This is a genomic window from Amycolatopsis sp. NPDC033938 (assembly GCF_055575975.1).
Genome location: NZ_JBVIRO010000025.1, coordinates 24,265 through 44,001 on the forward strand (window position 1 = coordinate 24,265; position 19,737 = coordinate 44,001).

Below are 19,737 nucleotides of genomic sequence, written 5' to 3' on the forward strand. Positions count from 1 at the left end.
GGGCGCGACGGCTTCCTCCCGCACCGCCGCGCCCCGCCCGCACCCCCGTCACGGGAAGGTCAGCACGACCTTTCCCCGCCCGTGCCCGGTCTCGATCTCCCGATGCGCCGCCGCGGCCTCACCGAACGGGTAGGTCCGCCGCACCAGGAACCGCAATTCCCCCTTGACGTACAGCGACGCGAGCATCCCCAGCCGCTCGGCCGACCGCGTCCCGGTGACCACTCGCGCGCCGGCTCCGGCCGCGCGTCCGTGCTCGACGAGGGTGAGCACCCGATCCGGGTCGGCGACCAGCTCCAGCGACAGGTCGAACGCGACCCCGCCCGCCCCGTCCAGCGCCGCGTCGATCCCGGACGGCGCGAGGGCGCGCACTCGTTCGGCGAGCCCCTCGCCGTAGACGACCGGATCGGCGCCGAGCGAACGGACGTAGTCCTGGTTCGCCTCACTCGCCGTACCGATGACCTTCGCCCCGCGCAGGACGGCGAGCTGGACGGCGGCGGCGCCCACCGCCCCGGCCGCGCCATGGATCAGCAGCGTCTCGCCACGGGTGATCCGGAGCGCGTCCAGCGCCAAGTACGCCGTCTGGGTTCCCGCCGTGAAGCCGCCCGCGACCTCCCATGGCATCTCCGGCGGCTTCGGCGTGACGTTCTCCGCGGGCACCACGATGTACTCGGCGTAGGCCTGGACGGCGGTGAAACCGAGCACCTCGGTGCCCGTGACCAGGCCGGTGACCCCGGAACCGACCTCGTCGACGATCCCGGCGAACTCGTTCCCCGGAACCCGCGGCCAGCGCGGCTCGAACCCCGCGGGTTCCCAGCCCGCCCGCACGGCCGCGTCGTACGGCTGCACCCCCGCCGCCTTCACCCGCACCCGGACCTCGCCCGTCCCGGCGTGCGGCTCCTCCAGCTCCAGCACCCGGAGTACCTCCGGGCCACCGGCTTCCGTGAACGCGGCCGCTTTCATCTCGTTCCTCCAGTTCGTTCCCCCGCTGTCGGACCCACTCTGATACCTCCAGTTATCTGGAGGTCAAGAGTTGTCGGTGTGAGGTTCTAAGCTGCGGGCGTGACGAGCTATCGCATCTCCAGGGCAAGCGCATCCGACGCGGGCAAAGTGACCGAGCTGATGCAGGAATCGGCCGCCTATCAAGGGGAGTACGCGTCGATTCTCGAGGGCTACCGGGTCACCGAGGACTACCTCGCCACCCATCCCGCGTTCGTCGCCCACGCTCAGCGGGAGGTGGTCGGCTTCTACAGCTTGATCGAGTATCCGGCCGAGCTGGACCTGCTGTTCGTCGCCGATTCCGCACAGGGCACCGGCATCGGCGCTTGGCTGATCGAGCATATGCTCGGCCAGGCCGCGGAACTCGGCATGACCGAAATCCGCGTCGTCTCCCATCCACCGGCCACCGGGTTCTATGAGCGGATGGGCGCGCGCCGCGTCGGTGTCGTACCGCCACAGCCACCGAAAATCACTTGGGAGCGCCCGGAACTGGTCTTCGACGTCAAGCGTCCACCGCGCGACTGAACCGGTCGATCAGTTTGCGCAGCTGCCCGGCGAACTCCGGTGAGTCGACGACCTCGAAATCGGTGTCGAGCAGGCCGAGGTAGAGCGCCAGGTGCTCCAGCGTGTCCGCACCGGCCTTGAGCAGACAGGTCCGCTCGTCGACGGCCTCGATCACGACGGCGGGCGGCACCTTGGCCGCGGCTTCGGTGGCCGGGGCGTGCAGGCGGATCGTCGCGTGGTGCCGCCACAACGCCGCGCCCACGCCACGCTGCAGATAGGCGACCACCCCGCCTTCGGGTGGTTCGCGCGGCTCGAACCGGCGTCCGTTGGGGCTACGCGGTCGCATCCGATCCGCGCGGAAGGTACGCCAGTCCTGTCTGTCGGCGTCCCAGCCGACGAGGTACCACCGGCGGCTCATCTGCACGACGCGATGCGGTTCGACCTGCCGTCGCGACTCGGATCCGTTGTGCCCCAAGTAATCGAACCGCAGGGTCTCGCGGTCACGGCAAGCGTTGGCGATGACCGTGAGCACCTCGGCGTCGACCGTGGGGCCGCCGCCTTGCACCGCGAGCGTCGCGGAATTCAGCGCCTCGACGCGGCGCCGCAGCCGTGAGGGCAGCACCTGTTCGAGTTTCGCCAGCGCGCGGACCGACGTCTCCTCGATCCCCGCGATCGTCCCGCCCGCGGCCGTGCGCAACCCCATCGCCACCGCGACGGCCTCCTCGTCGTCGAGCAGAAGCGGCGGCATGGCCGCGCCCGCTCCCAGGGTGTAGCCACCCGAAACGCCAGGAGTGGCGTCGACCGGATAGCCCAGTCCGCGCAGCCGTTCGACGTCGTTGCGGATGGTCCGCGTCGTGACGTCGAGCCGGTCCGCCAGTTCCGGACCCGTCCAGACGCGCCGCGCCTGCAGCAGGGAGAGGAGGCGCAGCAGCCTTGCCGAAGTTTCCGCCATGAAACCCACCTTGTCCGCGATCGCGGAACGAACCTTTCCGCAATTGTTCTTAACGTAGTCCCCATGACCGAGATCAAGCCTTTCCGCATCGACATCGACCAGGCCGAACTGGACGACCTCACCGACAGGCTGGGCCGGACGCGCTGGCCGCGCGAAGTCACCACCGACTGGAGCCGAGGCGTTCCGGTCGCCTATCTCAAGGGACTGGCCGAGTACTGGGCCGACGGCTTCGACTGGCGGGCGCAGGAGGCGGAACTGAACGAGATCCCGCAGTTCACCACCGAGATCGACGGCCAGACCATTCACTTCCTGCACGTCCGCTCCACCCGGCCGGACGCGCTGCCGCTGATCCTCACCCACGGCTGGCCGAGTTCGCCGTTCGAATTCCGGAAGGTCATCGACCTGCTGGCCGACGAGTTCCACCTCGTCATCCCGGCTCTGCCCGGTTACGGCTTCTCGACCCCGGTGGGTAGCCCCGGCTGGGGCAACCTGTTCCGCGTCGCGCAAGCGTGGACGACGTTGATGGACCGCCTCGGCTACGAGCGTTTCGGCGTCCACGGGACGGATGCCGGTGCCGGGGTCGCGGGCATCCTGTCGATGATCGCCGCGCACCGCACGGTGGGCGTGTACCTGACCGGCACCAGCGCGGGCATGCCATTCGGCCCCGCCGTCGAGCTGGACGGTCTCGCCGAGAAGGACCGCGAACGCGGCGAGCGCTTCAACCGGTTCCAGTCCGACGGCCTCGGTTACCTGCACCTTCAGGCGACCCGGCCGCAGACACTCGCCTACTCGCTCAACGACTCCCCCACCGGCCAGCTCGCGTGGATCGTGGAGAAGTTCGCCGAATGGACGGATCCGGCCAAGGCGCTGCCGGACGACGCCGTCGATCGCGATCACGTCCTGGCCACGGTCAGCCTGTTCTGGTTCACCGGCGCGGGCGCGTCCTCGGCACACGCCACGTACGAGGGCATGGAGGTCTACCGGCAGCTGTCCCAAGGCGCCTGGGACGGCGAAGCACCCGCCGGACCTCCTCGCGGCATCGCCGTCTTCGCCGGGGACACCACGATCCGGAGCCTCCAGGACGGCCCGGTGGACCACTGGTCCGAATACGACACCGGTGGCCATTTTCCGGCGATGGAGGTCCCCGAGCTGCTCGCTGAAGATCTTCGTACCTTCTTTCGGAGGTACCACTGATGAGGCCGGAAATCCTGAGCCCGCGTGCGCTCAACCGCGCGACCCTGGCCAGGCAGTACCTGCTGGAACGTGCCGATCTCCCCGCCGTCACCGCGATCGAGCGGCTGGCAGGCCTCCAGGCGCAGGCACCCGACTCGTCCTACGTCGGCCTGTGGTCACGGCTGCGGGATTTCCAGGTGGACGGACTGGCGAAACCGCTGGCCGCCCGCGAGGTCGTCCGGTCGACGCTGATGCGCGGCACCGTGCATCTGGTGACGGCCGATGACAGCCTCGCGCTGTGGCCCACGATCAGCCCGGTGATCGAACGCGGTTTCCTCGGCCATTACTCGCGGGAGATCGCCGGCCTCGACCTCGCCGCGATCACCGAAGCGGGACGGGAACTGCTGGCCGAACGGCCCCGCACCCGCGCCGAGATCCGGACCGCGCTGGCGCAGCGGTGGCCTGACGCCGATCCGGCCACCCTCGCCTACGCGGTCAACAGCCGCCTCCCCCTCGCGCACGTGACACCCCGGGGACTGTGGGGCCAGTCTGGGCCGGTCGCTTTCTCCCTGCTCGACGAATGGGTCGGCAAACCGATCACGGACGGGATCTCGCTCGACGATCTGGTGCTGCGCTACCTCGGCGCGTTCGGCCCGGCCACCGTCCGCGACGCGCAGGTCTGGTCTGGGCTCACCAAGCTCAAGGAGGTCTTCGAGCGCCTCCGGCCACGGCTGCGGACCTTCACCGACACCGAGGGAAAAGAGCTGTTCGACCTCCCCGACGCGCCACGACCCGACCCGGACGCCCCGGCGCCCCCGCGGTTCCTGCCCGAATACGACAACGTCCTGCTCTCCCACGCCGACCGCGCGCGCGTGATCCCGGACGGCCGCCGAGTACCGCTGCCGCCCGGTAACGGCGGCCGCCGGGGCACACTGCTCGTCGACGGTGAATTCCTGGCCATTTGGGCGATCAAAGGGGCAACATTGACGATCGAATCACGGAAACCGTTGCGGGATAAGGATCCGATAGCCGAAGAGGGCATCCGGTTGCTGGAATTCGTAGTGCCTGGGCAGAGCCACGACCTACGTTTCGGCATCGGCGGGTAACGGTCCGGCCTTTTGCCGTAACGACGGGCGCCGTTCGGGCGAAGCAGTGACGCAAGGAGCCTGAAGGGAGCGGGCGATGGGCAAGAACTACGGATTCATGACGGTGCTCGCGGGACTGAGCGCACTCGCGGTCATCGCGGTGGCGGCGGTCATGCGATACCCGAACACGTCGGACGTCACGGCGGTGATCACCGCGGCGGGAACGGTGATCGGCACGGTGGTGGGCGCCTTCTTCGGCGTGAACGCCGCGTCGGCGGGACGCGTGAAGGCCGAGGAGAGCCGGGACCAGGCGACGGCGGCGCTGGTAAAGGTCGCCGGTGAGGCGGAGAGAGGCAGCGACGTCGCGAAGGCGGCCATGGAAGGCGTCAACTGATCGTCCTTTATGGACTCGTCGCCGTCACGCGGAAGTCCGTACTGTGGAGAGCATGATTGACTTCTCCAAGGACACCGTCTTCAAGCTCACGCCGTGTAAACCGGGGGACATCGCGCCGACGGTGCAGCCGATCATCATCCCGGGCGAGCAGATCCTGTCCTCGTTCAAGGCGATGCGGGACTTCGTCGTGTTCACGAACAAGCGGCTCATCGCGGTGAACGTCCAGGGCATGACAGGCAAGAAGAAGGACTTCACTTCGCTGCCGTACAGCAAGATCCAGGCGTTCTCCATCGAGACCGCCGGAACCTTCGACATGGATGCCGAACTGGACCTGTGGTTCAGCGGCCTGGGAAACGTGCGGCTGGAGTTCCGGGGCTCGTCGGACATCCGGGCTATCGGGCAGCTGATCGCCACGCACACGCTCTAGAGCTCCGCGGTTAGCTTGACTACTTGCGACTGGTCCCGGGCGTGATGATGTAGGAATCCGGACGTTCAGCGATTCCTGCATCGTCACGAGGTCGTCTGCGTCCGGGACGCAGCCGAGTGGGGAAGATTCCGGACGTTGGACGTCCGGAATCTTCCCCAGCCGAGTCGTTACATGTTGATCTTTTGATGCCGGGGTTTCGCTGACGTGGGCATGATCGCTTGAGTGGTCGCTGACCTGCGCGGATAGGGCTGGACACTTCTCTCGTGTTCTCACCCCTGCCCGACGTCTGACGGCCTGGAGACGGCCTGGCGCTCGCCCACTACTCCCCCATCTCCCCGATACGAAGCCATCCACGCGGCCGTCGCGTCGGGTCAAGGCACGCTTTCCCGCCTTGACGCGGCGTGACGGCCGTTGTGACGATCTGGCATCGGGGCAGTGGCTCCGCGTAACAGCCGTTGGTCCGTCTGCGACATCGGTGGCACGAATGTCTCAGCGAGGAGGCCGACGTGCTCATTGGCGTACCTGCGCGCCGCTGGCGACGGCGACACCTGTCCACGGCTTCAGCGGGCGCACCGCCCGGCCGGTGGGCGGAGCGGAGCGGCAGCCCGCCGTGTCGGGCAAGGTGCGCCCGCAGGCGAGACGCGGACGCAAGGTGACCAGCGCGCCGCCGACGGCGGCGCGCCTTGATCCCATAGAGCCAAATTCGGCAACCGCCCTCAACTCAACGCAGACCATTGAAGGACTTTCGATGCCCCAAACCGACTTCGACCAGGGCGCTGTCGCGATGAGCGAACTTGCCGTCGAGCAGGAGAATACGACCGTCGACAGAAACGAAGCTACAACGCGGTTTCACATAATTGATCGAATTCTATTCGATGCCCTTGGCTGGCAGAAGCAAGACTGCGTCCTTGAGGAACCATTAGACGGCACCTATACCGACTACTCACTAGGCAACCCCGGGACTAGACTAATAGTTGAAGCAAAGAAGGAGGGAGTCTACTTTTCCGTTCCCTTATCCTCCGGCCCTCAGATCGTCAGACTTGCAAGCCTCCTCCGAGGAAACCCTAATCTAAGTGCAGCAGTCAAACAGGCCGCTTCCTACTGTTCAACTAGAGGCGTCGAACTGGGCGCAGTCACTAACGGCCACCAGCTTGTAGCGTTTATCGGAAGTCGAACAGATGGCACAGCACCCCTAAGTGGTAGAGCCATCGTATTTCGCAGCCTTCGCGAGATGGAAGAAAAGTTCATCGACCTCTGGAACTGGCTAAGTCCCGAGGGCATTACCTCTGGCTCACTAAAGGAACTCTTAACCAAAGAGTCGCGCCCACTTCCTCCCGAAAAGCTCTCTCAGCGTTTATTTCAATATCCAGGTCTAAAATCGCGCAACGAGATCGAGATTGAACTGGACATCCTCGGCGAACTTTTCCTGCAGGACATTGTTAAGGCCAAAGAGCTTGAGGAAGACTTTCTTCGAGAGTGCTACTGCACTAGCGGCGCCCTTTCACAGTACGCCTTGGTCAGCAAAGAGATTCTAAAGAGTAGATACCACGAACTGTCGAAGAACCAAGGAAAAGTTGCGTCAGTAACCAGCAAGGAAGGAATCTCGCCTGACCTATTCGAAGCTGTCATCTCAAAAGGCGTAAGTCGACGCCCCGTGGTACTCCTGGGAGACGTTGGCGTCGGCAAGACAACATTCGTACGACGTCTAGTTCGAATAGACGCAAAGGAAGAGCTTGAGCGCTCAATAGTTCTATATGTTGATTTTGGTTCTCAACCTGCACTCCGCAGAGACCTAGAGACATTTGTCAGCGAGAACTTCGCCAAGCAGTTACTGGAAAACTATAACATCGATCTTCATTCTAATGAATTTGTTCGCGCAGTGTACAATGGCGAACTGAACAGGTTCTCCAAGGGAATATACGGACAACTCAAAGATGTTGACCCTGCGAAGTACCTAGAACAAGAGCTGTCACTTCTCGCCAACTTAACCGAGAAACTAGAAAGCCATCTTAAAGCGTCATTTGATCATCTCCGAGCTTCCCAAAAACGCAACGCCGTCGTCTTCTTTGACAACATTGACCAAAGGGATGCCGAATTTCAAGACGCGGTATACTTAATCGCCCAGGGGTTATCGGAAACCTGGAATCTTACAACCTTTATCAGCCTCCGGCCTGACACCTTCAACTCGTCGCGAAAGACAGGCTCTCTAGCGGCATACCAGCCGCGTGTATTTACAATATCTCCACCACGCATCGATCAAGTTGTAACGAGGCGACTGAAGTTCGCACAACAGGTCATAAATGCCGGAAGATTCTCACTGGGAGCAGAGGGTATAACTCTCGATAGCTCGCTACTGCGAGATTACATCGACGTCCTAATCACTTCACTTTCTTTCAACCACCAACTGAGTGAATGCCTGGACAATGTCAGCCAAGGGAACGTACGAGAAGCCCTCAACCTTCTTACATCTTTTGTCGGCAGCGGACACGTAGACACACGGAAGATCCTTGACATCTACCGCAGAAGTGGCTCCTACACTGTCCCGTTGCATGAATTCCTGCGCGCAATTCTTTATGGCGGGACGGTACACTATGATCCAAGCTCCTCGCCCATTGCGAATATATTTGACATATCCTCACGCAGTCCGCGAGAACATTTCTGCCTTCCAGTCATCATGAACTTCCTAGAACGACAAGCTCAGCATTCATCCGCCGAGCTTGGATTCATCCCTTCTTCACGCATATACGATCACTGCCAATCCCTTGGCCTTCGACCCGACGAGATAGATATAGCACTATCTCGCGGCACAGAGACCGGGATTATTGACGTCACAGCGGAAGAAAGCAAGTCTGACGACAGAACTGAACGCTTTAGGATCACCCAGAATGGCGCTTACTTGCTACACAGACTATCCCGACTATTCGTCTACTATGACGCCGTGGTGGTAGACACACCGATCCTCTCGGACGAAATGCGCCCGAAGCTTTCTGACGCACGTACGATCCAAGAACGACTCGACCGAGCAGACGACTTTCTAACTTATCTTGACGAGCAATACGAGAGCTTTGGAGAACTAGAGACTGGCCTCGACTGGGAGTCGATTTCATCGGCAGCCAGGCAAGATATCACCAACGTATGGGAAGCGCTTGAAAGAGCAGCGGCCCGCCGAGATGGTCAATCTCAATACAACGGGACACAAAACTAAGAAAAGTAGGGATTCTGCAATTCTCCGAGGCCGTGTTCGACTCGCATTTTGATCGAAGGATGGACGTTCATTTCAGCGACCATTTCTGCCGAAACCCAGCAAACTTCCTTACTCTCATCGCTAGTCCGCGCTGTGCCCCCGATAGAATCGGCCCTGAAGCAGATAGAAAATTCTTGCCGCACTTCGCCGTCGTCGTAAGCGATGACGTGGTTGGGGTTCGAGTACAGCCCGATGACCCCAGTCACCTCGCACTCAATCCCGGTCTCTTCGCGTACCTCCCGCACGGCGGCCTGCGACAGGGTCTCGCCGAGTTCGAGCTGCCCACCAGGGATCGAGTACAGGTCATTATCGGTGCGCCGAATCATGAGAATCCGGCCTTCGTCGTCCTGGATGAACGCGGACACCGCTACCGCGATGCTGTTCGCCTTGGGGGCGTTCGGGTCGTTGTAGTAGTCGACGCGTGCCATGGGTGGCCTCCTAGAAGGTGGCGGGCTTGGCGAGGTTCCAGACGGCTTCGAAGCTCTCCGAGTAGGTCTCGAAGAGGTCCCCGGCGGATAGCCGGCGGAGGTGCAGGGAGGGGGCGTGCGCTCCCTGGAAGCCGTAGACGTGCGTGTTGATGATCATCTCGTCGTCGAAGCGGAAGATCGAGTTGTAGAGCGTGGTGTTGTGGAAGCGCATCTCCACCCCGTCTACCCCGATCAGCGGCCGGTAGAACGCCAGCGCGTTGCGGATGCGCGCGGCAAGCGTCCCGTCGCCTAGCTGCTCCTCGTCGCCGCGTAGAGCGACGCTCTCCCCTTCGGGATCTCCGAAAATCAGCCGAATCTTCGCCCCGGCCTGGGCTTTTGCTGTCAGGTCCTTGATGAACCGCGGGCGCTCCACCAGGAACAGCGCGGCGTGGACCAGGACCTCAACGGTGTCCGACGCCTCCTTGATCAGCCGGTCCCACAGTTCGACAGGGATGGCGTTGCGGTGCGGGAACACGCGCACGACCTCGGCGGCGGCCGTCTCGGCCTTGCGCTCCGGGGCCACCGAGTCCGGCCACAGGTAGATTTCGGACTCGCGCGCCATCGCGGCGATTTTGTGCCGGTGCTTCGGGTACGGCGTCCGCCCCTTGGTGATCCACCGTTCCACGGTCTTCTGATCGACACCGGTGGCGTCGGCGACTTGTTCCAGCGTGAGGCCGTTGCGCAGCAGGGCGTCCCGCAGGCGTTCGTTCGGCATCCGCCCTCCTAGGGACTTTTAGGGACGTCTTCGACCGTACCAGGGACGTCCCTAGATGTCCCGCCAGATGGTGATCACGTCCCGCGTTTTGGCGGAGATTAGGTGTCAGGTTGCCGGGGACTCGCCCCAGCACCTCGACACCAAGAGGGAGGCAGGCATGACGACTCCAACCGCCGGTCGGGCAGCGTCCGCGCGCGGCTCGGGATCGTGGACAGCTCGCCGGTTCGCGATCTGAGCGCGCGATGCGTGACACGGTCCAGATCCACGTCACGGCAGACCTGCCGATCCGCGTCCGGGCGCTTACCTACGCCAACCGGGCGGAGATCCGTTTCGGCAAGGCGTTCCCCGTGGTCCTGCTCGTCGATTCCGACGCGATAGCGGTGCTGGGGAGAGAACTCGCAGAGGTACAGGCCGCACTGAACGCGGCTGCCGCAAGGGGCAAAGACGGCGTCGAAGTGCCGACAGACACAGACAAGCAAGGGAACTAACGACATGGCTATCTACAAAGGACACCGCTTCACCATCGACTTCGACGAAGCGTTCGCGCAGGGCCTCGTGATGGTCGGCGAGGTCTCGCCGGACAACGAGTACCAGTCGCGGGAAGACCGTGCTGCGGGTCGCCCGGCGCGTCAGCGGGTCGACGAACCGACCACGGTCCGTCTGCTCATGGTGACCGGATACGGGAAGGTGCTCATAGCTGAGCGGTTCCGGGTGAACTTCTGGCTCCCCGCGCTCAAGGACGCTGGGGTGGAGAAGCCAACGAGGGCGGACGGCGTGCACGCGCTGCGGCACCTCTACGCCTCGGTGCTACTCGACGCTGGCGAGTCGATCAAGGCGCTGTCGCAGTACCTCGGTCACACCGACCCCGGCTTCACGCTCCGGGTGTACACGCATCTCCTGCCGAGTAGCCACGCCCGGACCCGGAAGGCCGTTGACGACTTCTTCGATGCCACCGTTGACGAGCCGTGAGTACTCAACGCGCTGACGTCCAAGCAGCGCCGACTGTAACGCCAGTCACTTCTCGTGCGACCCCTGGAGACGCGATGTCTCGAACAGAAGGGTCGTCACAGTGAATGGCGGAAGGCTGCACCCACTTGGCCGCTACTGGCATCGATTGATCTGCGGCGACGCTTGCCAGATGCAGTGGGACCGCAAGAAGAAATAATAACTACCCCCGGCATTCACAGACCATAGGGAATCATCATGGATCCGGAAACATGCCCATCCTTAGACCTAAAGAAAATTGATCTTGGCGCGCCCGCCGCAGAACGAGATATCCATCGCGGCCTTGAACATTATTTCGTAGAATCGGAAGCTTTTAAGCGAGTAGAGCAAGGTACAAAGACCATCATTCTCGGCAATCGCGGCGTCGGCAAGAGCGCAATCTTTCAGATGACAGCAAAGCGAGGCCGAGATGACGGCGCACACATTATTGAGCTCGCACCAGAGGACTACTCCTACGAATTACTAAAATCGACACTTGCAACAGAACAAGCAGGAGCATGGGCGAAGTACGGTGCATATGCCGCTGGCTGGAAGTACTTAATCTATGTACAAGTAATGAAAACAATCTGCGATAAGACTACCAAGCCAAAGCGCGGCGCAATGGGCGATATACACCGATACATTCGCGATCACCATTACGACCCAAACATGAGCAAGCTGTCATCTTTGATCTCGTACATAAAGAGACTTGAAGGCATCAAGCTAGGAAGCCTGGAAGGATCCCTAAAGACCAGAGCACTTGAAAAGCTATACAAGCTAGAGGAGATTAACCACCTACTCCCAAAGTTAGCCGAAGTACTTAACGAGCGGAAAGTAATTGTACTTGTCGATGAACTCGATAAAGGCTGGGACTCCTCGGAGGACGCCCAGTCCTTCGTGGCCGGACTTTTCCAGGCCTGCGTACAGATAAACCAATTCTCCCCCAACTTGCGCGTCTACATGTCCCTTCGGCAGGAACTATACGACAACATCCCGGCAATTTACGATGACGCCCAGAAGTACCGTGATCTTATTGAAACAATTACATGGACCGAGTCTGGCCTACTAAGCTTGATGGCAAAGAGAATAAGGAACTCCATCCCAGGCCTCCACGGAAACTCAGACACGGAAGTCTGGTCTTCAATATTTTCGGAAACCCTCGATTACCGGCAGAGCAAGTCCTTCAACTACCTAGTTGACAGGACCCTGTACCGCCCCCGGGAGATAATTCAATTTTCCACACAGGTAATCGAGAGTGCAATCGAAGAAGACTCAGACCCACCGCTAAAATATTCAACAGTAACAACCGCCGAGAAGTCATACTCAGAGGATCGAACTAAAGATATCGCGTCCGAGTACAGGTTTCAGTACCCCGGCCTCCTAGGTGTACTCGACGCCTTCAGAGGGCGTACATACACCTTCTCTCGGGGGGATCTGGAATATTTCTGCCTTGAACTTATCTGCGACGAAGTACCAACTGGAGAGGCCGCGCGAGATTGGCTGTCGCCCCTTGACCCGGAAGCACTAATCGAGATCCTCTGGCGGGTAGGGTTTCTAAGAGCACGCGCCGTAGGCGGAATCAAGGGCAGAAGGCGCAGTGGAAGTGCATACTTGGGCCCATATCAAGTAGTCAGTTTGAGCCTGGCAAGCATCCAAACCTTCCAGGTGCATCCGATGTTTAGAACCTACCTTGGGATGCGGGAACCCAAACGCAACCCACAAGCTTAGCCGTTAGGTCACTCGCGGGAGGTAGTTTTCCAGAAACAGCCTCCAGGAAACCTGCTAGAACAGCCGGGTTTATGTGACGGCCTGGCCACGGCCTGACACCTGCCCTGACCCGCAAACCCGCAGGTCAGGGCAGGTTCACGCTCACATGTTAATCATGTGTCCCGCGAGGCCGTGCACGGCTTCCTTGACCGCTTCCCCGAGGGTCGGGTGAGCGTGCACGTTCCGCGAGATCTCGTGCACCGTCAGGTCCCACTGCTGCGCCAAAGTCAGTTCCGGCAGCAGTTCGGTCACCTCGGGGCCGATCAGGTGCGCGCCCAGCAGTTCGCCGTGTTCACCGTCGCTCAGGATCTTCACGAAGCCGACGGCCTCGCCGAGGCCGTGCGCTTTTCCGTTGGCGGTGAAGGGGAATTTCGCCACCTGGACGTCGAAGCCCTTTTCGCGGGCCTGTTCCTCGGTCCAGCCGAAGCTGGCGATCTGCGGCTGGCAGTAGGTCGCGCGCGGGATCATCACGAAGTCGAGTTCCATGGTCTCGGCGCCCGCGATGGTCTCGGCGGCGACGACGCCCATGGACTCCGACGCGTGCGCGAGCATCAGTTTCGCGGTGACGTCGCCGATGGCGAAGATGTGCGGGACATTCGTACGGCCGCGCGAGTCGATGGCGATCGCGCCGCGGTCGGTCAGTTCGACGCCGGTCTTGTCGAGGCCGTATCCCTCGACGCGCGGCTGGAAACCGATGGCCTGCAACACCTTGTCCGCTTCGAGGACGCGTTGCTCACCGTTCTTCGACACGGTCACGAGCACCTGCTCGCCGGTGTCGTCGATCGTCTCGACCTTGGTGGAGGTCAGCACCTCGATGCCGAGTTTCCGGTAGCGGCGGGCGAGTTCGGCGGAGACCTCGGCGTCTTCGAGCGGGACCATCCGGTCGAGGTATTCGACGATGGTCACCTTCACGCCGTAGTTGTGCAGCACGTAGGCGAATTCGACGCCGATGGCACCCGCGCCGGCGATGACGATGCTCTCCGGCAGCTCGTTTTCCATGATCTGCTGTTCGTAGGTGACCACGCGGTCGCTGCGCGTGGTGCCCGGGAGCAGGCGCGCGGTCGCGCCGGTGGCGATCACGCAGTTGTCGAAGGTGATCCGCTCGCCGTTGACCTCGATGGTGTTGGCGTCGAGGAAAGTGCCGTGCCCGTCGTATTCGGTGATCTTGTTCTTCTTCATCAGGAAGTGCACGCCCTTGACGCGACCGTCGGCGACCTTGCGGCTGCGGTCGAAGGCGGCCTGATAGTCGAAGGTGACCTCGCCGTCGACCTTGATCCCGAAGGATTTCGCCTCTTTGGTCACGATGTGCGCGAGTTCGGCGTTACGCAGCAGTGCCTTCGAAGGAATACAGCCGACGTTGAGGCAGACCCCGCCCCAGTATTTCTCCTCCACGACCGCCGCGCTCAGCCCCAGTTGCGACGCCCGGATGGCGGCCACGTAACCGCCGACCCCGGCGCCCAGAACAACGACGTCATAGTGTGCGCTCATACCTCGAAACCTACCCCTCACCGGGACGCTCCGAAGGGTGAGACTGCCTACTCACCGCAGGCGGCCGGGAGCCCCGGATCTCGACCAGCAGGTCGGTCACCGCGGTCATGATCCGCTTGGTGGCCTCTTCCAGCACTTCACGTGACGGCGAAGGGGTCATGAGGTCCGAAAGGTCGACGGGCGACCCCGCGACCAGGTTCACCGTCTTGCGCGGGAAGCCGCGCGGGAGCACGGCGTCGGACGGCAGCAGGTGGTGCGTGCCCCAGTTCGCCAGCGGGATCACCGGGACACCGGTCTCCAGCGCGATCCGCGCGATTCCGGTCTTGCCCCGCATCGGCCACCCGTCCGGGTGATCCGTGAACGTCGCCTCGGGGAAGATGACGACGCACTCGCCCTCACGCACGGCTTTGACGGCGTCGCGGTACGCGCCCGCCGCGGTCGGCGCCCCGCGGTGGACCGGGATGTGCTTGCCCGAACGCATCACCGAGCCGACGACCGGCGCGTCCCACAGACTCGCCTTCGCCAGGTAGCGCGGCACGCGCCCGTGCGCGAGGCAGTACGCCGTGACCGTCGTCGGGTCGGCGAACGAGAGGTGGTTCGACGCCACCAGGAAGCCACCCGAAGCAGGAAGGTGCTCACCACCACGCACCCGGAACCGGGTGAACAGCACCAGGAACGGCCAGACGACGTTGATCGCGAGGCTGAACCAGGCGCCCCGGCCGACGCGGTTGAAGCGCCGGCCGAAGGCGATCATCTGGCGGAAGGTCAGCAAGTCACCCGATACGGGCCTCAGTGTGGTCCAGCGTTCGCGGGGTATCGGCGCCATGGAGGTAATTCGTAGCCGAATTCGCTCCGGTTCGGCCGAAACCAGCCGTGAACGCGGCGCGGATCACACGCGTTCGAGGACCACCACGGGGATCTCACGGTCGGTCTTCTTCGCGTACTCGTTGTAGTCCGGCCAGACCGCGGCCAGCTTCTCCCACAGCTTCGAGCGCTCTTCGCCCTCCACCGTCCTGGCCCGCGCGGTGAACTTGTCCGCCTTGACCTGCACCTTCACCTCAGGGTTCGCGAGGAGGTTCTTGTACCAGCCCGGGTGCTCCGGCGCGCCGCCCTTCGACGCCACGATGACCGGGTTGTTCTCGCCGTCGAACTGGTAGATCAGCGCGAACTTGCGGTCCTCGCCGGTCTTGCGGCCCTTGGTGGTGAGGACGAGGCAGGGCGCGCCCTTCTCCCAGTCGTGTCCCACCTCGCCGTCGGTCTCCTCGTAGCGGCGGACGTGCTCGTCACCGAAAAGCATGTGTGCGTTCCTCTCCTCGTCCTGACGTGTAGCGGCGCCCTGCCAGTTTGACGCGAACCGGTCGGTCGCGCTGATCAACTCGTGCAGGGTGCCGGGTTCATCGAACGCGTGACCCGAGTCGCCGACCATCACCAGTTCCGCACCGGGAAGCACCTGGCTGAGCTCCCAGGCGGTGATGGCCGGAGTGACCACGTCGTAGCGTCCCTGCACCAGAACGCAGGGAATACCCTCAAGCTTCCCGGCGTCGCGGAGCAGCTGATCTTCCGCGAGCCAGCCGCCGTGCCGGAAGTAGTGGTTTTCGATTCTCGCGATCGCGAGCGCGAACTCCGGCTCGGAGAAGGCGTCGATCACTTCCTCCTGCGGACGCAGTTTGACCGTTTCACCCTCCCACCGGCTCCACGCGACCGCGGCGGGCCCGTGCACCGCGGGATCCGGATGGTGCAGCAGTTCGTGGTAGACCTCGATCAGGTTCTCCTGGCGGCGCGAATACGGCACCGGGTCCAGGAAACGGGACCACGCCTCGGGGAAGAGGAAGGCCGCTCCCCCGCCGAAAAGCCATTGCAGTTCCTTCACCCGCAACGTGGCCACACCGCGCAGGACGAGTTCCGTGACCCGATCGGGATGCGTCTGGGCGTAGGCCAGCCCGAGCACGCTTCCCCACGAGCCGCCGAAGACCATCCAGCGTTCGATGCCGAGATGCTCGCGCAGCCGCTCGATGTCCTTGACGAGATGCCAGGTCGTGTTGACCGAAAGATCCGCCTCTGGTGTGGCACAGTTCGGGGTGCTGCGCCCGCAGCCGCGCTGGTCGAAAAGGACGATCCGGTAGCGCTCGGGATCGAACAGCCTGCGGTGCCTCGGGCTCGAACCACCTCCCGGGCCACCATGCAGGAAGATCACCGGTTTGCCCTCGGGATCGCCGCATTCCTCCCAATAGATCTCGTTGCCATCACCGACAGGCAACATCCCTTGGACGTAAGGTTCGATTTCCGGGTAAAGGCCGAGCATGTCCGCCACTATGCCCGAAACGCCAGCTTGGAGGATCGATGAAGGCCCGCCCCCACGTGACGCTGGAAGATGTGGCGCGCACCGCGGAAGTGTCGCTCGCGACGGCGTCCCGCGTACTCAACGGCACCGCCACCGTTCGGGGGGATCTCCGCGAACGGGTGATCGCCGCGGCCGCCGACCTCTCCTATACCCCCAATGCTCACGCTCAGGCATTGGCCGGTGGCTCACAGGCATGCGTCGGGGTGATCTGCCACGACGTCGGTGATCCCTACTTCGCCGCGATCGCGGGCGGGATCATGCGTGTCGCGAGTGAGAACGACCTCTTGGTGATGCTCGCGAGCACGTTCCGCGACCCGGCCAAGGAGGTCGCCTACGTTTCCACGCTGCGCGCTCAGCGCGCGTCGGCCATCCTGCTGATCGGCTCCGCCTTCGAGGACAAGGGGTGGGAGAAGGCGATGGCCGCCGAACTCGAGCCGTACCGGCGCGGCGGCGGGCATGTCGCCGCGGTGAGCAGGCATCGCGGGCTCAAAGTGGACACCGTCCAGCCCGACAACCGGGGCGGCGGCGCCGCTTTGGCGAAAAACCTCCTGGAGCTGGGGCACCGGCGGTTCGCCGTCCTCGTCGGCCCGAGGAGTCTGACCACCGTCGTCGACCGCCTCGACGGCTTCGCCGCGGAACTGCTGGAAAACGGCGTCGAACTGCGTGAGAACGACGTCGCCGAGGCGGCGTTCACCCGCGACGGCGGTTATCAGGCGATGGAGAAGATCCTCGCCCGGCCGCGGAAGCAGTGGCCGACGTGCGTGTTCGCGGTGACCGACGTGATGGCGATCGGAGCGATGGCGGCCTTGCGCGACGCCGGCGTCTCCGTGCCCGGCGAGATGTCGATCGCCGGTTTCGACGACATCCCGGTAGTGCGCGATCTCACGCCGTCGTTGACCACCGTCGCGCTTCCGCTGGAGAAACTGGGCGAACGGGCCATGGACCTGGCACTCAAGGCCGCTCCCGGCACCAGGGCGCGGGTGGTGCGGATGTCCGGCGAGGTCGTCCAGCGCAGCAGTACCGCCGCCCCCGCTCGCTGAAGCCCTTGTGTGCGGCCCGCGAGGTGACTTACCGTGGCGTGAGAAAGCGCTTTCTCACGCTCGCGCCACGGAGACCCGATGACCTTGATCGCCCTGCCCACCGCCGATGGCGGACTGGTGGAGTGGACGCCGCGCGGGGCGGAAACGCCCGCGAAACCGGCGTCGCCACCGACCTCCCGGATCGCCTACGCGGCCGCGCACGTGGTCGCCGACCCGCTCGCCGCCGCCGACCCCGAAGAAGGTGCGGTACTGGACTGGGAGACGACACTCGCCTTCCGCGAGCACCTGTGGTCCTGCGGGCTCGGCGTCGCCGAAGCGATGGACACCGCGCAGCGCGGGATGGGTCTGGACTGGGCCACCACCAAGGACCTCATCCGGCGTACCGGCGCGCTCGCCGCCGGGCGCCCCTGGGTCGCGGGGGTCGGGACCGATCAGCTTCCCGCCGGTGACGCGACCGCGGAGTCCATTGTGGACGCCTGGCGGGAGCAGCTGGATCTGGTCGGCGAAGCCGGGGCCATCCCGGTCGTGATGGCCAGCCGCGCGCTGGCCGCGTCGGCGTCCGGCCCCGAGGATTACCACGCCGCGTACGGGAAACTGCTCTCCGGTGCCGACCGACCGGTCCTGTTGCACTGGCTGGGCGAGCAGTTCGACCCGGCGCTGGCCGGATACTGGGGACACGCCGACGTCCGCGCCGCCGCCCGCGAACTGGGCAGGCTCTGCGCCGACCACGCCGGGGTGATCGCGGGGGTCAAGGTTTCGGTGCTCGACGCCGCGATCGAGACCGAGTTCCGCCGCGCGCTGCCCGAAGGCGTCGCGTGTTACACCGGCGACGACTTCAACTACCCGGAATTGATCGCCGGGGACGATCAGGGCCACAGCGAAGCACTTCTCGGCATTTTCGACGCCGTCGCGCAGGTCGCCGGCGCCGCGCTCGTCCGGCTCGACGAGGGTGACACGGCCGGATTCCGCGACCTGCTGGACCCGACGGTGGCGCTCAGCCGCGCGATCTTCCGCGCCCCCACCAGGAACTACAAGACCGGCGTCGTGTTCCTTGCCTACCTCAACGGTCACCAGAACCACTTCCGGATGGTCGCGGGCCGCGAATCGGCCCGGTCCATCACGCATCTGGCCGAACTGCTGCGCCTGGCGGACGCGGCCGGGGTACTCGCCGACCCCGACCTCGCCGTCGCGCGGATGCGGCCGCTGCTGGCCGCGGCGGGGGTGTCCTGATGGACCGGCTGAGCCTGAACCAGATCACCACCAAGGCGTGGTCGCTGCCGGAGGCCGTGGCGGGCTGCGCCGAGGCGGGCGTCCGCTGGATCGGCCTGTGGCGGGACAAGGTCGCCGAGACCGGCGTCGAGGAGGCGGCCCGGCTGCTCAAGGAGTACGACGTCGGCGTGTCGTCGTTGTGCCGCGGCGGTTTCTTCACCGGGATCACCCCGGAAGGGTCCCCTGTGGACGGTGTCGCGCAGACCCGCGAGGCGATCGACGAAGCGGCCGCGCTGGGCGCGGACGTGCTCGTCCTGGTCGTCGGCGGGGTGCACGGCGAGCTCACGACGTCCAGGCAGCGCGTCGCCGACGCGGTCGGTGAGCTGGCGCCCTACGCCGGTGAGCGCGGGGTCCGGTTGGGGCTGGAGCCCCTGCATCCCATGCAGTGCGCCGAACGGTCTGTTCTGTCCACAGTGGAGCAAGCGCTGGCGATCGCGCTGGAGCATCCGGCCGACCAGGTCGGCGTGATCGTCGACGAGTTCCACGTGTGGTGGGATCCGCGGATCGAGGAGTCGATCGCCGCGGCGGCCGGGCGGATCGCCGGATTCCACGTGTGCGACCAGAAGGTGCCGTTGACCGACACCCTGCTCGGTCGCGCGCTGCCCGGTGACGGCCCGATCGACCACCGCCACCTGAAGGCGTGTGTCGAGGCCGCCGGGTACACCGGGCCTATCGAGGTCGAGGTGTTCGACGCGGACCTCTGGCGCCGTCCCGGCGGCGAGGTGCTCGCGGAGACCATCGAGGCCTATCGCGACCACGTCGCCTGACACCCGTCGAAAAGTGGCCGCGCGGGTTGGTCGTGAGTGGCGATTCGGGTTAGAACCCCCCTCGCGGCGCCCCCCCCGCCCACCCCCCACCCCCCCCCCCCCCACCGAGGGGCGCCGAGGCTGG

The 19,737-nt window shown here is 64.1% G+C and carries 20 protein-coding genes and 1 pseudogene; 12 read left to right on the forward strand and 9 right to left on the reverse strand.

Annotated elements, in window-relative coordinates; all coding sequences use genetic code 11:
* Positions 1 to 48: 48 nt before the first annotated feature.
* Positions 49 to 960, reverse strand: coding sequence for an NADP-dependent oxidoreductase (locus ACZ5ZX_RS37645; protein ID WP_465506758.1), 912 nt, complete (start codon positions 958 to 960; stop codon positions 49 to 51).
* Between the two features lie 99 nt (positions 961 to 1,059).
* Here ACZ5ZX_RS37645 and ACZ5ZX_RS37650 point away from each other — a divergent pair, with 99 nt between their 5' ends.
* Positions 1,060 to 1,521, forward strand: a complete 462-nt coding sequence (locus ACZ5ZX_RS37650) for a GNAT family N-acetyltransferase (protein WP_465506759.1) — start codon at positions 1,060 to 1,062, stop codon at positions 1,519 to 1,521.
* On the opposite strand, the gene ACZ5ZX_RS37655 is transcribed toward ACZ5ZX_RS37650, so the two are convergent.
* Positions 1,499 to 2,452 (reverse strand): helix-turn-helix transcriptional regulator, encoded by a 954-nt coding sequence (locus ACZ5ZX_RS37655; protein ID WP_465506760.1) that lies wholly within the window; start codon positions 2,450 to 2,452, stop codon positions 1,499 to 1,501. The two genes, ACZ5ZX_RS37650 and ACZ5ZX_RS37655, sit on opposite strands and share 23 nt — an antisense overlap.
* Positions 2,453 to 2,515: 63 nt before the next feature.
* Between ACZ5ZX_RS37655 and ACZ5ZX_RS37660 the strand changes: the two genes are divergently transcribed.
* The 4 genes from ACZ5ZX_RS37660 (at position 2,516) to ACZ5ZX_RS37675 (ending at position 5,531) form a co-directional block, all read left to right on the forward strand.
* Complete coding sequence (locus ACZ5ZX_RS37660) at positions 2,516 to 3,646, forward strand: epoxide hydrolase family protein (protein ID WP_465506761.1); 1,131 nt, start codon at positions 2,516 to 2,518, stop codon at positions 3,644 to 3,646.
* Positions 3,646 to 4,731 carry a winged helix DNA-binding domain-containing protein gene (locus ACZ5ZX_RS37665; protein ID WP_465506762.1) on the forward strand — a complete coding sequence of 362 codons (1,086 nt, stop codon included), beginning with the start codon at positions 3,646 to 3,648 and terminating at the stop codon, positions 4,729 to 4,731. The genes ACZ5ZX_RS37660 and ACZ5ZX_RS37665 overlap by 1 nt, the downstream gene beginning before the upstream one ends.
* A 76-nt stretch (positions 4,732 to 4,807) precedes the next feature.
* Complete coding sequence (locus ACZ5ZX_RS37670; protein WP_465506763.1) at positions 4,808 to 5,104, forward strand: hypothetical protein; 297 nt, start codon at positions 4,808 to 4,810, stop codon at positions 5,102 to 5,104.
* 52 nt (positions 5,105 to 5,156) lie between these two features.
* Positions 5,157 to 5,531, forward strand: coding sequence for a PH domain-containing protein (locus ACZ5ZX_RS37675; RefSeq protein WP_465506764.1), 375 nt, complete (start codon positions 5,157 to 5,159; stop codon positions 5,529 to 5,531).
* A 510-nt stretch (positions 5,532 to 6,041) separates the two neighbouring features.
* Here ACZ5ZX_RS37675 and ACZ5ZX_RS37680 read toward each other — a convergent pair.
* Positions 6,042 to 6,224 (reverse strand): hypothetical protein, encoded by a 183-nt coding sequence (locus ACZ5ZX_RS37680; RefSeq protein WP_465506765.1) that lies wholly within the window; start codon positions 6,222 to 6,224, stop codon positions 6,042 to 6,044.
* 55 nt (positions 6,225 to 6,279) lie between these two features.
* On the opposite strand from ACZ5ZX_RS37680, the gene ACZ5ZX_RS37685 reads away from it, so the two are divergent.
* Positions 6,280 to 8,736 (forward strand): hypothetical protein, encoded by a 2,457-nt coding sequence (locus ACZ5ZX_RS37685; protein WP_465506766.1) that lies wholly within the window; start codon positions 6,280 to 6,282, stop codon positions 8,734 to 8,736.
* On the opposite strand, the gene ACZ5ZX_RS37690 is transcribed toward ACZ5ZX_RS37685, so the two are convergent.
* Positions 8,733 to 9,203 (reverse strand): NUDIX hydrolase, encoded by a 471-nt coding sequence (locus ACZ5ZX_RS37690; RefSeq protein ID WP_465506767.1) that lies wholly within the window; start codon positions 9,201 to 9,203, stop codon positions 8,733 to 8,735. The genes ACZ5ZX_RS37685 and ACZ5ZX_RS37690 overlap by 4 nt on opposite strands.
* Before the next feature lie 10 nt (positions 9,204 to 9,213).
* Entirely contained in the window at positions 9,214 to 9,957 is a 744-nt protein-coding gene (locus tag ACZ5ZX_RS37695) for a DUF5919 domain-containing protein (protein ID WP_465506768.1), read from the reverse strand.
* A 242-nt stretch (positions 9,958 to 10,199) separates the two neighbouring features.
* Between ACZ5ZX_RS37695 and ACZ5ZX_RS37700 the strand changes: the two genes are divergently transcribed.
* From ACZ5ZX_RS37700 to ACZ5ZX_RS37710, 3 genes are all read left to right on the forward strand, one after another.
* Positions 10,200 to 10,445 (forward strand): hypothetical protein, encoded by a 246-nt coding sequence (locus ACZ5ZX_RS37700; RefSeq protein ID WP_465506769.1) that lies wholly within the window; start codon positions 10,200 to 10,202, stop codon positions 10,443 to 10,445.
* Between the two features lie 4 nt (positions 10,446 to 10,449).
* Entirely contained in the window at positions 10,450 to 10,926 is a 477-nt protein-coding gene (locus ACZ5ZX_RS37705) for a tyrosine-type recombinase/integrase (RefSeq protein WP_465506770.1), read from the forward strand.
* Positions 10,927 to 11,160: 234 nt separating this feature from the next.
* Positions 11,161 to 12,669: a P-loop ATPase, Sll1717 family gene (locus ACZ5ZX_RS37710; protein ID WP_465506771.1), complete on the forward strand. Its 1,509-nt coding sequence runs from the start codon at positions 11,161 to 11,163 to the stop codon at positions 12,667 to 12,669.
* Between the two features lie 141 nt (positions 12,670 to 12,810).
* On the opposite strand, the gene lpdA is transcribed toward ACZ5ZX_RS37710, so the two are convergent.
* The 4 genes and pseudogenes from lpdA to pip form a co-directional block, all read right to left on the reverse strand.
* Positions 12,811 to 14,196, reverse strand: coding sequence for a dihydrolipoyl dehydrogenase (lpdA, locus tag ACZ5ZX_RS37715; protein WP_465506772.1), 1,386 nt, complete (start codon positions 14,194 to 14,196; stop codon positions 12,811 to 12,813).
* A 10-nt stretch (positions 14,197 to 14,206) separates the two neighbouring features.
* Positions 14,207 to 15,022: a lysophospholipid acyltransferase family protein gene (locus ACZ5ZX_RS37720; RefSeq protein ID WP_465506773.1), complete on the reverse strand. Its 816-nt coding sequence runs from the start codon at positions 15,020 to 15,022 to the stop codon at positions 14,207 to 14,209.
* A 63-nt stretch (positions 15,023 to 15,085) separates the two neighbouring features.
* Positions 15,086 to 15,493 (reverse strand): nitroreductase family deazaflavin-dependent oxidoreductase, encoded by a 408-nt coding sequence (locus ACZ5ZX_RS37725; RefSeq protein ID WP_465506831.1) that lies wholly within the window; start codon positions 15,491 to 15,493, stop codon positions 15,086 to 15,088.
* A gap of 66 nt (positions 15,494 to 15,559) precedes the next feature.
* Positions 15,560 to 16,498: pseudogene (gene pip, locus ACZ5ZX_RS37730) on the reverse strand (prolyl aminopeptidase); the annotation flags it as partial.
* 38 nt (positions 16,499 to 16,536) lie between these two features.
* On the opposite strand from pip, the gene ACZ5ZX_RS37735 reads away from it, so the two are divergent.
* The 3 genes from ACZ5ZX_RS37735 to ACZ5ZX_RS37745 all read left to right on the forward strand — a co-directional run bounded on the left by ACZ5ZX_RS37735 (position 16,537) and on the right by ACZ5ZX_RS37745 (position 19,613).
* Positions 16,537 to 17,577, forward strand: a complete 1,041-nt coding sequence (locus ACZ5ZX_RS37735) for a LacI family DNA-binding transcriptional regulator (RefSeq protein WP_465506774.1) — start codon at positions 16,537 to 16,539, stop codon at positions 17,575 to 17,577.
* Between the two features lie 78 nt (positions 17,578 to 17,655).
* Positions 17,656 to 18,807: a dihydrodipicolinate synthase family protein gene (locus ACZ5ZX_RS37740; protein WP_465506775.1), complete on the forward strand. Its 1,152-nt coding sequence runs from the start codon at positions 17,656 to 17,658 to the stop codon at positions 18,805 to 18,807.
* Positions 18,807 to 19,613 carry a sugar phosphate isomerase/epimerase family protein gene (locus ACZ5ZX_RS37745; RefSeq protein WP_465506776.1) on the forward strand — a complete coding sequence of 269 codons (807 nt, stop codon included), beginning with the start codon at positions 18,807 to 18,809 and terminating at the stop codon, positions 19,611 to 19,613. Before ACZ5ZX_RS37740 ends, ACZ5ZX_RS37745 begins: the two co-directional genes overlap by 1 nt.
* The last annotated feature ends 124 nt before the right edge of the window (positions 19,614 to 19,737 follow it).